This window comes from Aeromicrobium sp., from assembly GCF_036675695.1.
GTDB lineage: Bacteria > Actinomycetota > Actinomycetes > Propionibacteriales > Nocardioidaceae > Aeromicrobium.
Genome location: NZ_JAKFEL010000142.1, coordinates 1 through 14,201 on the forward strand (window position 1 = coordinate 1; position 14,201 = coordinate 14,201).

At 64.0% G+C, this 14,201-nt stretch carries 17 protein-coding genes and 1 riboswitch; of the genes, 4 read left to right on the forward strand and 13 right to left on the reverse strand.

Translation table 11 applies throughout. The annotated features are described in order from the left end of the window. Positions 1-108: 108 nt before the first annotated feature. The 4 genes from V6M39_RS08805 to V6M39_RS08820 are packed head-to-tail and all read right to left on the reverse strand — an operon-like array spanning position 109 to position 2,765. Positions 109-513 (reverse strand): hypothetical protein, encoded by a 405-nt coding sequence (locus V6M39_RS08805; RefSeq protein ID WP_332643444.1) that lies wholly within the window; start codon positions 511-513, stop codon positions 109-111. After that, entirely contained in the window at positions 506-871 is a 366-nt protein-coding gene (locus V6M39_RS08810) for a hypothetical protein (protein WP_332643445.1), read from the reverse strand. Before V6M39_RS08810 ends, V6M39_RS08805 begins: the two co-directional genes overlap by 8 nt. Positions 872-885: 14 nt before the next feature. Continuing rightward, on the reverse strand, positions 886-1,536 hold the full coding sequence (locus tag V6M39_RS08815; protein WP_332643446.1) for an alpha/beta hydrolase: 651 nt from the start codon (positions 1,534-1,536) through the stop codon (positions 886-888). 44 nt (positions 1,537-1,580) lie between these two features. Then, positions 1,581-2,765, reverse strand: coding sequence for an acyl-CoA dehydrogenase family protein (locus V6M39_RS08820; protein ID WP_332643447.1), 1,185 nt, complete (start codon positions 2,763-2,765; stop codon positions 1,581-1,583). Between the two features lie 93 nt (positions 2,766-2,858). Here V6M39_RS08820 and sigK point away from each other — a divergent pair, with 93 nt between their 5' ends. The 4 genes from sigK to V6M39_RS08840 are packed head-to-tail and all read left to right on the forward strand — an operon-like array spanning position 2,859 to position 6,246. Then, entirely contained in the window at positions 2,859-3,494 is a 636-nt protein-coding gene (sigK, locus tag V6M39_RS08825; protein WP_332643448.1) for an ECF RNA polymerase sigma factor SigK, read from the forward strand. Then, complete coding sequence (locus V6M39_RS08830; protein WP_332643449.1) at positions 3,491-4,192, forward strand: anti-sigma factor; 702 nt, start codon at positions 3,491-3,493, stop codon at positions 4,190-4,192. Before sigK ends, V6M39_RS08830 begins: the two co-directional genes overlap by 4 nt. Positions 4,193-4,221: 29 nt before the next feature. Beyond that, the gene (locus V6M39_RS08835; RefSeq protein ID WP_332643450.1) at positions 4,222-4,974 is read left to right on the forward strand and encodes an alpha/beta fold hydrolase; all 753 of its coding nucleotides are present in this window, start codon (positions 4,222-4,224) and stop codon (positions 4,972-4,974) included. Positions 4,975-4,983: 9 nt separating this feature from the next. Beyond that, on the forward strand, positions 4,984-6,246 hold the full coding sequence (locus V6M39_RS08840; RefSeq protein WP_332643451.1) for a hypothetical protein: 1,263 nt from the start codon (positions 4,984-4,986) through the stop codon (positions 6,244-6,246). Here V6M39_RS08840 and V6M39_RS08845 read toward each other — a convergent pair. From V6M39_RS08845 to gcvH, 9 genes are all read right to left on the reverse strand, one after another. Continuing rightward, positions 6,201-6,839, reverse strand: a complete 639-nt coding sequence (locus V6M39_RS08845) for a hypothetical protein (RefSeq protein ID WP_332643452.1) — start codon at positions 6,837-6,839, stop codon at positions 6,201-6,203. The two genes, V6M39_RS08840 and V6M39_RS08845, sit on opposite strands and share 46 nt — an antisense overlap. Beyond that, the gene (locus V6M39_RS08850; protein ID WP_332643453.1) at positions 6,839-7,432 is read right to left on the reverse strand and encodes a hypothetical protein; all 594 of its coding nucleotides are present in this window, start codon (positions 7,430-7,432) and stop codon (positions 6,839-6,841) included. Before V6M39_RS08850 ends, V6M39_RS08845 begins: the two co-directional genes overlap by 1 nt. Next, positions 7,429-8,070 carry a hypothetical protein gene (locus V6M39_RS08855; protein ID WP_332643454.1) on the reverse strand — a complete coding sequence of 214 codons (642 nt, stop codon included), beginning with the start codon at positions 8,068-8,070 and terminating at the stop codon, positions 7,429-7,431. Before V6M39_RS08855 ends, V6M39_RS08850 begins: the two co-directional genes overlap by 4 nt. A gap of 46 nt (positions 8,071-8,116) precedes the next feature. Next, positions 8,117-10,966 (reverse strand): aminomethyl-transferring glycine dehydrogenase, encoded by a 2,850-nt coding sequence (gene gcvP, locus V6M39_RS08860; protein ID WP_332643455.1) that lies wholly within the window; start codon positions 10,964-10,966, stop codon positions 8,117-8,119. Between the two features lie 40 nt (positions 10,967-11,006). Beyond that, a riboswitch (glycine riboswitch) is annotated at positions 11,007-11,095 on the reverse strand. A gap of 32 nt (positions 11,096-11,127) precedes the next feature. Next, on the reverse strand, positions 11,128-11,706 hold the full coding sequence (locus V6M39_RS08865; RefSeq protein ID WP_332643456.1) for a MerR family transcriptional regulator: 579 nt from the start codon (positions 11,704-11,706) through the stop codon (positions 11,128-11,130). 160 nt (positions 11,707-11,866) lie between these two features. Further along, positions 11,867-12,340 carry a bifunctional nuclease family protein gene (locus V6M39_RS08870; RefSeq protein ID WP_332643457.1) on the reverse strand — a complete coding sequence of 158 codons (474 nt, stop codon included), beginning with the start codon at positions 12,338-12,340 and terminating at the stop codon, positions 11,867-11,869. Position 12,341: 1 nt separating this feature from the next. Beyond that, complete coding sequence (ftsR, locus tag V6M39_RS08875; protein ID WP_332643458.1) at positions 12,342-13,058, reverse strand: transcriptional regulator FtsR; 717 nt, start codon at positions 13,056-13,058, stop codon at positions 12,342-12,344. A 76-nt stretch (positions 13,059-13,134) separates the two neighbouring features. After that, positions 13,135-13,596: an FHA domain-containing protein gene (locus V6M39_RS08880; RefSeq protein WP_442880743.1), complete on the reverse strand. Its 462-nt coding sequence runs from the start codon at positions 13,594-13,596 to the stop codon at positions 13,135-13,137. A gap of 154 nt (positions 13,597-13,750) precedes the next feature. Continuing rightward, positions 13,751-14,128: a glycine cleavage system protein GcvH gene (gene gcvH / locus V6M39_RS08885; protein ID WP_332643459.1), complete on the reverse strand. Its 378-nt coding sequence runs from the start codon at positions 14,126-14,128 to the stop codon at positions 13,751-13,753. Between the last annotated feature and the right edge of the window lie 73 nt (positions 14,129-14,201).

The window sequence follows — 14,201 nt, forward strand, 5'->3', positions numbered from 1 at the left end:
GTTCGAATTCATCAAGGCTTCTCCGTGTCGCTACCCGGTTGGGACGCTCGCTCGGGTTGTAATTGAGATGGCCCCGCGCGGTATGAGCGCGCTGGGCCCCTTCGTAGGTCAGGCCTTCTCTCGAGTCCGGTTCAACCACCACAGACCGAGGAGCGGCAACCCGAGCGGGATGAAGCCATAGCCCTCGCCAAATCCTGACCACACCGTCTGGTCCGGGAAAAGATCGTCATCGATGATCGACAACAGGCCCACTGTCAGCACTCCAGCAAGCTCGATCGCGATCGCGACCAACGCGAGCTGCCGAAGATTGCGTGCCAAGGCGACAGTCGCCACGACGTACACGATGCCGGCGAAAGCAGATAGCGCATATGCGACTGGTGCATCGTCGACCTTCGTGACCAGCTGGAAGATCGATCGAGCCGAAGCAGCCAGGGCGAATACCGCGTACACGGCGACCAGGGTGCGCCCGAATCCGTGGGACGTGTCCTTGTCGGACGGCAGGGTCTCAGGCATACGTGCCCTTCCAGATGCCGAGGAGTCGTATGCACAGCACGGCCACAGTCAGGAGCGCCACCACGAGTACGCCGGTCCCCCAGCGTGACTTCTCGGCAATGCCCCACAGCACCGCCGCGGGCGGAATGATGGCAACCGTCACGAGGTACGAGACGAACAACGTGCCGTCGACATCACGACTGGTCGAGTTCAGTGCAACGATTCCACCGATCAACAACGCGATCAGCGCAAGCTCAAGCGCTGCGACTGCGTAGAACAGCGGATTGCCTACCGGTTGCTGGCGATACATGTGCCATCCAGCCCAGGCGGCGACGACTGTCGCCAGGATTGCGATGCCGTAGGCGACGGTGTCGGTCACGCTGGTCCTTTGAGCTAGGTGCGGTCCTCGTACGAGGCATGTGGGCTGGTGACACCCACAATGTCAGTGACCGAGTCTGTCACGAAGCGTTTCCACACCGCAGAGCGGCGGAACATGAAATGTCCGCCGCCAGGCAAAGACGTCCACGTTGCACTCGCAGCTGTGCCCTGGCTGCGCTCGACGTACGCGCGACTGAGCGCAGGTGACGTCCAGGAATCCTGGGTTCCGTGCATGACCCGGAGATGACGACCGGCAACGCCGGAATTCGGCTCACCTTCGGGCAGCCATGGGGCGAGTCCGACTGCGCCGATGACGCTGGGTTCGTCCGCGGCACGGCACGCCGTCCGACCTCCCATCGAGTGGCCGACAAGCACGACGGGTACGCCCGGCCAGCGGTCAGAGAGCTCGCTGATCGCCTTGCGGGCGTCCTTCACCGGCGACGGGTCTATGGGGTCGTTCCATCCACGCTGGGCGTACTGCAGGAGGCTCAGAGCGAGATCGTTCTCAGCAGCGTGCCTGCGCAGCGAACGCGCGAGCGCAGCCATCCGCCACCAGCTCGCGTGACGGTCCTTGACCGGCTCGATGTTGTGCTGTTGGCCACCGTGCAGGAGCAGGACGACAGCCCGCGGCTCGGCGGGTGCAGCGTAGTGATCGAGTCTGGACACGGGATCGATCGTGACACGCGACGCCAAGCCGCGCACGTTGAAGCTCAGCGGCCGCCGAAGGCGTTCTCGCCGGTCAGCGCCTGGCCGATGACCAACGTGTGCATCTCGGTCGTACCTTCGTACGTCAGCACCGACTCCAAGTTGTTCATGTGTCGAATGACCGGGTATTCGAGGGAGATGCCGTTGGCGCCGAGGATCGTGCGAGCGTTGCGGCAGATGTCGAGCGCTTCACGGACGTTGTTGAGCTTGCCGAAGCTCACCTGCTCGGGCGTGAGCCCGACCTCGTCCTTGCGGCGGCCCAGGTGCAGGGCCAGGAGCAGTCCCTTGTGGAGCTCAAGGCACATGTTGGCGAGCTTCTCCTGAGTCAGCTGGAACCCGCCGATCGGCCGACCGAACTGCTCGCGCGTCTTGGAGTACTCCAACGCAGACTCAAATGACGAGCGCGCAGCACCCATCGAACCCCAGACGATGCCGTAACGAGCCTCCGTGAGGCACGACAGCGGGCCGCGGAGGCCCTTGACGTCAGGGAACATCGACTCGGCCGGCAGCCGTACGCCCTCGAGCACGAGCTCAGCGGTCGCGGAGGCACGCAGGGAGAGCTTGTGGTGGATCAGCTTGGCGCTGAACCCGGGCGTGTCCGTCGGGACGGCAAAGCCACGGATGCCGTCATCGGTCTGGGCCCACACGACCGCGACGTCGGCGAAGGTGCCGTTGCTGATCCACATCTTGCTGCCGTCGAGGATCCAGTCGTCTCCGTCGCGCTTGGCACGGGTACGCATGCTGCCTGGGTCGGAGCCGTGATCCGGTTCGGTCAGACCGAAACAGCCGACGAGCTCGCCTGTGCCCATGCCGGGTAGCCAGCGCCGCTTGGTCTCCTCGTTGCCGAACTTCCAAATGGCGTACATCGCGAGCGAGCCCTGGACCGAAACCATCGAGCGGATGCCGGAGTCACATGCCTCCAGCTCGACGCAGGCCAGCCCATACTCGACCGACGACATTCCCGGAAGTCCGTAGCCGTCGAGATGCATACCGAGGAGTCCGAGCTTGCCGAACTCCTTGAACAGCTCGCGGGGCTCTTCGACGCCGCCGTCTTCGAACCATTGCGCGATGTGGGGCTGGACGCGCTTGTCGAGCATCGTGCGCACGGTCTCGCGTACGGCGATCTCCTCTGTCGACAACAGAGCGTCGAGTGAGAGTGGATCGGCAGGGTCGAAGACGGTTTTCGGCATACCGCCACGCTATCAACCTAGAGTGGCGTCGAGGAGCCGCCTCAACTTCCCCAGCTCTCCACCAATCCACATCGGCTACAGCGTCGAATTGCAGTGAGGAACACCATTCGTACGAGGAAGGACAAGGCCGTGGCTCAGGGTGCATCGCATCTGCGAATCGCTGGTTCAGCCGAGCCTGAGCCTGTCCCCGATCTCAACGAGCTCCTCACCCGTGTGAGTCGAGGCGACGAGACGGCGTTTGGAGCCGTCTACGACGCGCTCGGAGCCTCGGTCTACGGGATGGCCAAGCGGGTCATACGCGATCCCGCGCGCGCCGAGGAGGTCTCCCAGGAAGTCTTCATCCAGGTCTGGCAGTCCGCTGCCCGCTTCGATGCCGCGCGCGGCAATGCCAAGAGCTGGGTACTCACACTGGCGCACCGTCGCGCGGTCGACGCCGTACGCCACGACCAGGCCGCGACCAAGCGCGAGAACAAGTACGACTGGTCAAGCGGACCGGACTTCGATGAAGTCGCCGAGACCGTCACGATCAGCCTCGAGCACGAGCAAGTTCGGCGCTGTCTCGACAGCCTGACCGACCTCCAACGCGAAGCGGTCAACCTCGCGTACTACAAGGGCTATACGTACTCCGAGGTTGCTGAGAGCCTCAGCGCGAACCCCGCCACCGTCAAGACCCGTATGCGCGATGGTCTCGTCCGTCTGCGCGACTGCCTGGGAGTTGAAGCATCATGACTACTGACTTTCACTCCCTCGTCGCGCCATATGCGCTCGATGCGTTGGACGACGAGGAGCGCGTACAGTTCGAGTCACACCTCAGTGACTGCGCCGACTGCCGCGCCGAACTGGCGGGCTTCGTTGCCACGGCAACCCGTCTTGGTGAGGCTGAGGAGCAGGCTCCGCCAGCTGCGTTGCGTGGGCGCCTCATGGCCGAGGTCGCGACGACCCGACAGGAACGCCCAGCAGTCGTTGCCCTGCACAAGAAGAGCGCGCTGCGCCGTACGCTCCCCCGTCTCGCGATGGCTGCAGCCTTCCTGGTCGGCGCCGTCGGCGTCGGTGGATACGTCAACGAGCGCGACGCGGCGAACGATCTGCGCGCTGACAAGGCCACAATCACGGCACTCATGTCTGCCTCAGACGCCATGACCATCGACAGGAAGTTCGACGGAGGGGGCCATGTCGTCCTCGTCTCCTCCGACGACGCCGATGCCGCGTTCATCGTGGCCAGCGACCTGCCGGGTCTCGAGGACGGCAAGGTCTACCAGGTCTGGACGGTCAAGGGCGACTCTCCCACCTCTCAGGGTGTCTTCGCCAAATCCGGCTCCATGGTGATGGAAGACCTCGACGGAGCCGATCGCATCGCCATCACGATCGAGCCCAAGGGTGGATCCAAGTTGCCGACAACGAAACCCATAGCGGCTCTCGCCGTCTGAGCTGACGCAGGCGCTGCCATGATTGGCACATGGCTGCTCCCCTCGTCCTGATCTCATCGGCGATGGCCGTGCCGTCGGCGTTCTACCGTCCGGTGGTCTCGGCGTTTGAGGAGCATGGCTGGGACGCGATCGCGCTCCCGCACACGGGATTCGAGCGTGGTGAGCCAGAAGCCTCACGGGACAACGACTGGAGTTACGGCGACGAGATGCAGCGCATCGCGGATGCCGTCGCCAAGGCGCGTGCCGAGGCACCTGATCGTCCGGTGATCCTGATGGGCCACAGCCTGGGTTCACAGATCAGTGTGGGCCACCAGCTGCATCACCCACCGGCCGACGGTTTCGTCGCGATCGGCGCCAGCGTTCCGTACTTCCGCAACTATCGGCGCGGCGGTCTGCCGGTGTTGCTCGTGGGCGTGACGGTCCCGGTGGTCGCACGCTTCCGCGGATTCGTACCGAAGCCGATGTTCGGCGGACCGGGCGCTCGTACGTTGATGCGCGAGTGGGCGCGCTTCGTACGCACTGGCAAGCCGCCGTTCAAGGTTCCGCACCTCGTCTCGACGCCGACGTTCGTGATCAACCTCCAGGGCGACACCTACTCTGTCGAGGCTGCCAACAAGTTGTTCATGAAGATGTTCCTCGAGCCTTCGAAGACCTCGAAGTGGCTCTACACGAAGGCTGACGTGCCGGAAGGCGGCAATACCCACCACGTGCTGTGGGGCAAGACACCCGGTCCGGTCGTCGACAAGATCGTCGACTGGTGGGCACAAGTCGGGATCCACTAACCTCAAGCCGTGGATTCAGTTCGGGGGGCTGCAGTCGACGCAGTGTCGGTTGTCGCAACGGGCCTCAAGCTTGCGCTTCGTCATTTGCCTACGCTGCTCGTGATCTACCTGTTTGGTGCCGCGGCTCGCTACGGCGCCCTGTGGGCGTCAGTCGAGCTCAGCGCGTCTCACTCTACACTCGCTGGCCTCCTCCTTCCGCTGGCTCCCATGTCGACGTTGACCGCGATCGTCCTCATGCTCCGGGTCGTCTCGTCGGAGCTCGAGTGGGCGTCGTTCGGCAGCGCCACGTCTGAGCACGGGGGTCGATACCTCGGCCTGCTCGCGAGTGCTCTGATTCCCTTCCTCACGGTCTACGCGGCGCAGGGATACCTCAAGGAGGACCTGCACGAGTTCATCAACGCCGCAACGTACGACGAGATCTTCGGCAGTGCTGGCTCGTTCTACGGCGAGTCCGCGAACACCGATCGGGTGTTCATCGCCACCGGTGTCGCCCTGATCGGTCTGATCGCAGTGGCGCTGTTGCTGCGCTTCCTCCTCAATCGGTTCGACCTGCCGAAGAAGCACGTCGGGTTCGGCATTCTGGCTGGCTATGTCGAGGTGCTGTGGTTGTTCCTGCTCGCGGCCCAGTTCTCCCGCTATCAGCACCGCATCTGGGACTGGGTGGCGGAACGCGAGGCCGTCGCGTGGGTCGAGAACCACTGGTCCAACCTGCTCTCCGTCGTCGGACCGTTGAAGGCACCACTGGACGCCCTGGCCCACGGCATCGGCAATGTGCTGTCGGATGCTGACGCCGTTGTGATCGTGCCTATCGCCTGGCTCACCGTCGGCGCAGTTGCCCTGGGCCAGCGCGTCGAGACGACACGGAGCACAAAGCAGCGTCCCCGCGTTGAACGTCTCACGCAACGCGTCCCCCGAGTTGTTCGCCGTGTCAGCCACGAGGCGACCGCTGATCTCAGGGCGCGGTTTTCCGATCTAGGCAACGGGTTGCGCCTGCTGGCGGTCGGCGGACTGGTTCCCATGCTGATGTTCTGCCTGGTGTTCTTTCTCGCCCGCGGCGCCGGCACGGTCACCGAGGAGCTTTGGAGAATCGTCGCCGGCTCAGCCGAGCGCGACACGGCCCTCGCGTTCGCGCCCTACGTCTCGGCGATGTCCAACGGCGCCTACACACTGGCACTTGTCGGCTTGCTCGCGGCGGCAATCGACCGGGTGCTCGCCAATCAGCCCGTTCAGCCAGCTGCCGACTCGCCGGCATCGACCGGCAGCTCGGCATAGCGCGGCAGGAAGTACCAGACCCGAACCGAAGTCGGCACGACACCGGCCTTCATCACGACTAGCACTGTCTTCTCCCAGGACCTGGGGCGCGGGTCGTCGCCTTCCGCGACCTTGGGCTTGGCCGTACTCCCGAGCTCGGGTCTGGGACCCACGGTCGCGTCAGGAAGACACTTGTCACTGAAGGAGTAGTCCTCGGAATCCCACCCATCACCATCGGCGTTGTACTGCACGCCGTCGCGATCGAAGAGCGCGATGTTGCAGCCGACCAACGCCACATCAGGGTCTGCCTTCCACTTCAGCGTCGCCTCCCAAAGTTGACCACCCGTCGCGACCACCGGGTTGTCAATTGCGCCGGGAACCACCTCGACGGGTCGAATGGAATCGACTTTGAACTCGGCGCGGATCGGGTACTTGAGATGACTGTCGTCGTACTCATCGACGATCTGAGCCCAGCCGCCCTCGACAGCTGCCTTCTCGTGAAAGCCTCGTGCCCACCAGTACTCTTCGACCCTTGAGCCGGCGCCAACCGCGATCGCGATCAGTGCAATCGGCAGGAGCAAAAGTGCACGACGCTCACGACGCCACCAGCGCATCAGTTCACCCATTCCAGTCCATCGACGGCCGTCTCGACGACCTCAAGCTCATTGGTGGCCTTCCACCGCTTCACATCGGACTGCTCGATGCCCAGGTCGATCGTCGCCGCCCCGTCAAATCGTTCGTCGAGCGAATTGGGAGCGACCATCAACGTGGAGCCCACCAGGGAGTCAGGATCGATGTCGAACACCGCTGTGCAGTGGACGACCAGTCCGGGCGGTGCAGCTGGGCAGGCCAGGACGCTGCGTTCACCAAATGACCCGAAATGCGCCGTCGTTCCGTCGCCGCCGCGGAACTGTGCGTAGGTCATTGAGCGGGCCTTGGGACCAGACACAAAGTCGAAATGCACCACCACCGCGACTCCTGCAGCATCGATGTTCGACGACTCACGAATCAGCTTCATGGCGCCTTCGACCGAACGTGGTGTGAGATCACCGGCGCGCAGCTCGGCGGTCTCGCCCATCTTCACGTACGTCTCGAACGGGCGGGAAGCGTTGTCACTCTCCGGAAGGCGCTCATTGAGAACCTGTCCCACGGCAAGAGCCGCAACGACCAGGGCTCCGGCGCCGAAGCGGCTGGCGGCGGGCCTCATGGCTCGAGCTCTGTCACGGGGAACGAGCCGGTCGCAAGTTCAAACCTGTCGAACCAGTTCTCCTGTTCATCGATGTTGCTCTGGCGAAACCCATGCCCGTAGAACGTCAGCTCGATCGAGTTCGGTAGGGGTTTTGCAGCGGACTGTTCCCAGACGTATTCAACGTTGTAGGTCAGGCCCGGGTTGAGATAATCGATCCTGGCCTCGTCACTGACCGCAACGACGTTCATGTCCGCCTTCTCGCTTGCGACCAGGTCATCGGTACCCACGTTGACCGCAAAGTCGTCGAGGCCACGGATTCGTAGTGCCTCTCGAATCACGAATCCGTCGACCGTGTTCTCCTCGGTAGACGTGACCGTCGCGTACACGACGACGTAGCGGCCGATCTCGCTCTCTCGGAACTCTTCGCCGAGCTGCTTCGCCCAGCCAACCTTGGTCACCGTGAGGTCAAACGGGCCAGTGTCGATGGTTTGCCCGACTTTGACTGTCTTGAGCTTGTCGGGTTCGGCACGTTCAAGGCCACCGAACAATCCGGATGCCAGCAGCAGCAATGCCCCGGCCGCAAGGATGATCTGGCGCAAAGAACGCCCCACGACAAATGGGAGCACGTGATTGCGCCACAAAGCTCCCCCCGCCATGAAAAGGATCATAGGGCGTCGGGATGCCGAACCCTTGGCGCGTCCCCTAGACCTCGGCGAACGCCTCAAGGGGTGGGCAGGAGCACGCCAGGTTGCGGTCTCCGTACGCCTGGTCGATACGTCCAACCGGTGGCCAGTACTTGTCGTCGGTCGTCCCTGATGGGAACGCGCCCTCCGAAATCGGGTAGGCGTGCTTCCAGTCGGCAATCTCCCGCATCGTGTGCGGCGAGTGGACCAACGGGTTGTCACCGTCGGCGTACTTGCCGGCCGTGACCGCGTCGATCTCGGCCCGAATCGACAGCATCGCTTCGCAGAACCGGTCGAGCTCGGCAAGATCCTCCGATTCGGTCGGCTCGATCATGAGCGTGCCTGCAACCGGAAAGCTCATGGTCGGGGCGTGGAATCCGTAGTCGATGAGCCGCTTCGCGACGTCATCGATGCTCAGACCCGATTCCTTGGTCAGCGGCCGAAGGTCGAGGATGCACTCGTGTGCGACCAAGCCGTGGTCACCGCTGTAGAGCACGGGGTACGCACCCTCGAGCCGCTTGGCGATGTAGTTGGCCGAGAGAACCGCGACTGAGGTCGCGTTGGTGAGGCCCTCAGCACCCATCATCGCGATGTACGCGTACGGGATCGGCAGGATGCCGGCTGAACCGTACGGCGCGGCGCTGATGGCACCGATGCCTTTGCGCTTGCTCTCGACCGGGTGCATCGGGTGCGTCGGCAGGAACGGCACGAGGTGCTCCGCGACCGCGACCGGCCCGACGCCGGGTCCACCGCCGCCGTGCGGGATGCAGAACGTCTTGTGCAGGTTGAGGTGCGAGACATCGCCGCCGAATGCGCCTGGCTGGGCGTGTCCGAGCAGCGCGTTCAGGTTGGCACCGTCGACGTACACCTGGCCGCCGTGGCTGTGCACGATCTCGCACAGTTCGGTGATGCCGTGCTCGTAGACGCCGTGTGTTGACGGGTAGGTCACCATGATCGCCGCGAGGTCGTCTGCGTGCTTGTCGCACTGAGCCTTGAGCTCATCAAGGTCCACCTCGCCCTGATCGGTGGACTTCACGATGACGACGCGCATACCGGCCATCACGGCAGATGCGGCGTTGGTGCCGTGAGCGGAGCTCGGGATCAGGCACACATCGCGGTGATCGTCGCCGCGGCTCAGGTGGTAGGCACGGATTGCCAGCAGCCCGGCGAACTCACCCTGCGAACCAGCGTTGGGCTGGATCGAGACACCCGCGTAACCAGTGACCTCAGCGAGCCAAGACTCGAGCGTCTCGATCATCTCGATGAATCCCGCAGCGTCCTCAGCGGGTACGAACGGGTGCAGGTCGGCGAAGCCGGGCCAGCTGATCGGCTCCATCTCCGACGTGGCGTTGAGCTTCATGGTGCACGAGCCGAGCGGAATCATGCCGCGGTCGAGCGCGTAGTCGCGATCGCTGAGCTTCTTGAGGTAGCGCAGCATCTGCGTCTCACTGTGGTGCTCGTGGAACACCGGGTGCGTGAGGATCTCGTCGGTACGCAGCAGGTTCTGCGGCAGCGATGCCGGCGCCTCGCTCGCGGTGTCCACACCGAAGGCCATCCAGACGGATTCGAGGTGTGAGCGCGTGGTCGCCTCTGAGGTCGAGACACCCACATGGTTGTCATCGATCAGCCGCAGGTGGATGTCTAACTTGCGGGCCGCGGCGACGACCTCTGCGGCGGCACCAGGAACCTCGGCAACGATCGTGTCGAAGAATCCGCCCTCGGCAACGTTCACTCCCCCGGCTCGCAAACCCGCGGCGAGCGTACGAGCTGACTCGTTGACCTGCTGTGCGATCTCTTTGAGGCCCGCGGGCCCGTGATAGACCGCGAACATCGACGCCGTGACGGCCAGGAGCACCTGCGCCGTGCAGATGTTGGACGTGGCCTTCTCGCGACGGATGTGCTGCTCGCGGGTCTGCAGTGCCAGCCGGTACGCCGGGCGTCCTGCGCTGTCGATCGACACACCGACGAGGCGGCCGGGCAGGTGACGCTCGAGGCCGTCGCGAACAGCCATGAAACCGGCGTGTGGTCCGCCATAGAACATCGGCACACCGAATCGCTGGCTCGAACCCACGACGACGTCAGCACCCAATGAGCCCGGCGACTTGAGCAGCACGAGCGCCAGCGGATCGGCCACGACAACGGCGAGACCGCCATTCGCCTGGGCTGCCTCGATCGCGGCGGTGGGATCGACGATCTGCCCGTCAGCACGGGGGTACGCGATGATCGTGCCTGCAGCCTCGATCTCGGGAACACCAGCACTCAGGTCGGCCTCGACGAGCTCGATCCCCAGCGCTTCGGCGCGCGTACTGACGACAGCGAGTGTCTGCGGCAGCAATCCCGAGTCGACGATGATCGGCAGCTCATCCCTGCCCTTGGTGGCACGGCGGATCAGCGTCATCGCCTCAGCGACGGCCGTACCTTCGTCCAGCAGCGACGAGTTGGCAGTTGGCAGACCTGAGAGGTCGGAGATCAGCGTCTGGAAGTTGAGCAGCGCCTCGAGGCGGCCCTGCGAGATCTCGGGCTGATAGGGCGTGTAGGCCGTGTACCAGGACGGATCCTCGAGCACATTGCGACGGATCACGGCAGGCGTGATGGTCGGGTGGTAGCCGAGGCCGATCATGGCGACGCCGGGGTTGTTGCGCGCAGCCAGTCCGCGAAGCACATCCAGCGACCCGGTCTCGCTCAACGCGGCCGGGAGGCCCAGTGCCTCGGCGCTGCGGATGCCGGACGGCACAGCAGCGGCCATCAGCGCGTCGAGCGAGTCGTAGCCGACCTTGCGCACCATGGCGTCCTGATCGGCCGGGCTCGGCCCGATGTGGCGGCTGGCGAAGTCTGTCACGGGAGTCTCCTGGGTAGAGGCGTGGTGCATACGCCTCCCCTTCTGTCACCCGTGAGAGCTCCAGAATTGCCTACGTCGCGTGGTCCTTTGTGCCTGAGAGGTTCCGGGGAGGAATTGCCCCTTCGGCGCCGCCTGGGCGAACTCTCCCACGCGCGATCGAAAGCAGTGCCAGCCTACCAACTGCACTGTGACTAAGAGGACAGACGGGCCCTACGACGGGCAGCGAGCTCGTCGGCCGCGGAGTCTGAGTCAGCAATGGCGCGCTCGCTCGGGAGCGAGTGCAGCGAGCCCTCGATCTCCTTCCACACACCGCCGATCGCGATACCGAACACGCCTTGACCACCCTGGAGCAGGTCGATGACCTCGTCCGCCGAGCGACATTCGTACACGCTCGCGCCGTCGCTCATGAGCGTCACCTGCGTCAGGTCGTCGGTGCCGCGCTCACGAAGGTGATCGATGGCCACGCGGATCTGCTGAAGCGAGACGCCCGCGTCGAGCAGACGCTTGATGATCTTGAGAAGCAGGATGTCTTTGAACGAGTAGAGACGCTGGGTGCCAGAGCCTGTCGCGGACCGTACGGTCGGATCGACCAGGCCGGTGCGAGCCCAGTAGTCGAGCTGGCGGTAGGTGATGCCGGCCGCGCTGCACGCGGTGGGGCCGCGGAAACCGAAGTCTTCCGGCAGCGGCGAAACGTCGTCGGTGAACAGCAGACCTTGGTTGCGTGCCTTGGCTGCCGCATCTGTTGGGGCGGCGTCGCGTGGCTCGATCATCCGAAAAGCCTTCCAATACGGGTTATGGGGAAGACTACCGCTACGAAACTACATCCGTGTATGACCGGCAGTTCTCTCAAGGTAAGGGTGAGACTTTGCCGGGTCAACGACCGAGCGTGGATCTCGGCGTGTCGCACAACCTTCAAGGCAAGGTTGAAGGTCACTCCCCCGGCTGCACGAAGTCGTCTGGAGCGACTTCTTCGAGGAATTCCCTGAAACGCTCGACTTCTTCATCCTCTTCGCGAGTGGACTGGATGCCAGCCTCGTCCAAGACGTCCTCGGTACACACGATTCGAGCACCCGCACGCAGTGCGAGCGCGATCGAGTCTGAAGGTCGCGCTTCGACTTCAGCACCTGAGGCGAAGATAAGCGATGCGTAGAACACGCCATCGCGCACGTCGAGGATTCGTACCTCTTCGAGCTCGTCGCCCAGGGCGACCACCACCTGCTGCATGAGCTCGTGAGTCAAAGGGCGTGGCGTCTCGGCACCCTCTTGCGCGTACGCGATCGCCGACGCCTCGACAGCGCCGATCCAGATCGGGAGGTAGCGGGTGCCCTCCGTCTCGCGAAGCAGCACCAGCGGCTGGTTGGTCGGCATCTCGACGCGTACGCCGACGACCTCGACCTCGCGCATGCTAGCTTCGCAATCCGCTTCGTACGAGCACGGTCTGCAGACGAACGGACAGAGCTGCAAGTGACGCGATCGTCCTGTCGGTCGCGTCCTTGTCGAGCGAGCGAGCGCGTGGACTCACCACCTGCTCGAAGAGCGAGATTTCACGATCCGCAGCAGCCCGGAACATCCGAAGATGACGAGGCTCAAGACCAAGCTCGGCGAGCTCGCCGACGATCGAGGCGATCGACAGCGCCTCACCGTCGTAGTAGGTCTGCGAGGGTCGCCGCTTGATCAGACCAAACTCCTCGATCGCATCGAGAGTCTTGTCGTCAATGCCTGCCGAGTCCAAGAGCTCCGCACGGGACAGCCTCACGTGGCTCGCCGGCGCGGCAAAGGTTTCGGCAGTCGGGAGTCCGTCCTCGGCCAGGCTGAGATAGGGCACCTTGACGGTGCTGCTCAGGGTGGTGTCGGGTACCGCTCCCCTGTCCATGTCGTCGAGAACTCGACGAATGTGACTCAGTGGCCAGAAGAGCTGCTCCTGCGCATGCAGGATGAATCGGAGTCGCTCGACGTCGCTATAGGCGTACTTGCGGTAGCCAGCAGGCGTACGTTCGGGATCGAGCAGACCCTGCTCCTCGAGGTAGCGGATCTTGCTCTGAGACAGTGCCGGGAACTCAGCGCTCAACTCATCAATCACCTTGCCGATGCCGAGCCTGAGCTCCGACAACGGCTCAGTCACGGAACGACCTTCAACAAGAACCCACGATACGAAGGCCGTGGCGTGACAGCCTCATGGTGACTTCGCTGGCGCTCAGTCACTTCGGCGCCTTCGAACCGGCGAAGTAGATAAGTCGGTACTTGCCGATCTGCACCTCGTCGCCACCTGCCAATGCAATCTCGCTGTCGATGCGATCGCGGTTGACGTAGGAGCCGTTGAGGCTGCCCAGGTCGGCAATCAGGTAGCCGGCGCCACTGCGGGTGAACGTCGCATGGCGACGCGAGACGCTGATGTCGTCGAGGAAGATGTCGCTGTCCGGATGTCGCCCGACCGACACGGTGTCGCTGTCGAGCAGGAACCGCGCGCCTGCATCTGGGCCACGCTGCACCAGAAGCATCGCGCTGCCCGCTGGAAGGTTCTCCACCGCCGCCATGTCACTCGACGTCATCTCCTCGGTGTCAGCATCAAGGATGGGGATGTGCGTCGTGTGGTCCGACATGCCCGCGGACTGACCGGGGGCGCCGGTAGCTGCATCGGGCTCGTGGTCCGGCGATGGCATCGGGTTCACTCCTGAAAGCGGTCTAGAGTCGAGGTTGAGACTTCACTGTCAAACCTAGCACCAGGCGTGGGGGTCCCCCCACGCGAAATGCCGACAGGATCCTCCGCACCCGCGCGTCGGACGCGTAGGGGGACGCAGAACGGACCTTCTTGGCTCAGTCGGCGACGAGTGCCGCGTACGCCTCGGCCTCGAGCAGGCTCGAGGTCGGATCGTCGTCCAACGGTCGCAGCTTGATGAGCCAGCCTTCTCCGTACGGATCGGAGTTGATGACCTCAGGTCCACCGTCGAGAGACTCGTTGCGAGCCACGACCTCTCCTGACAGCGGCGAGAAGATGTCGCTCACGGACTTGGTTGACTCGAGCTCGCCGATGACAGCTCCAGCCTCGACCCGGTCCCCAACAGCTGGAAGCTCGACGTACACGATGTCGCCCAGCTGTCCTTGTGCGAAGTCGGTGATACCGACCGTCGCGATCTCGTCATCAAGGCGCACCCACTCGTGCTCTTCGCTGTAAAACAGGTCCTCAGGGATCACCGTGTTGCTCCTTGCAGGTCAGGATGTGGGACGAGCGTACTCTGGCGACTTCACGTCGGCCAACGCCGTGATT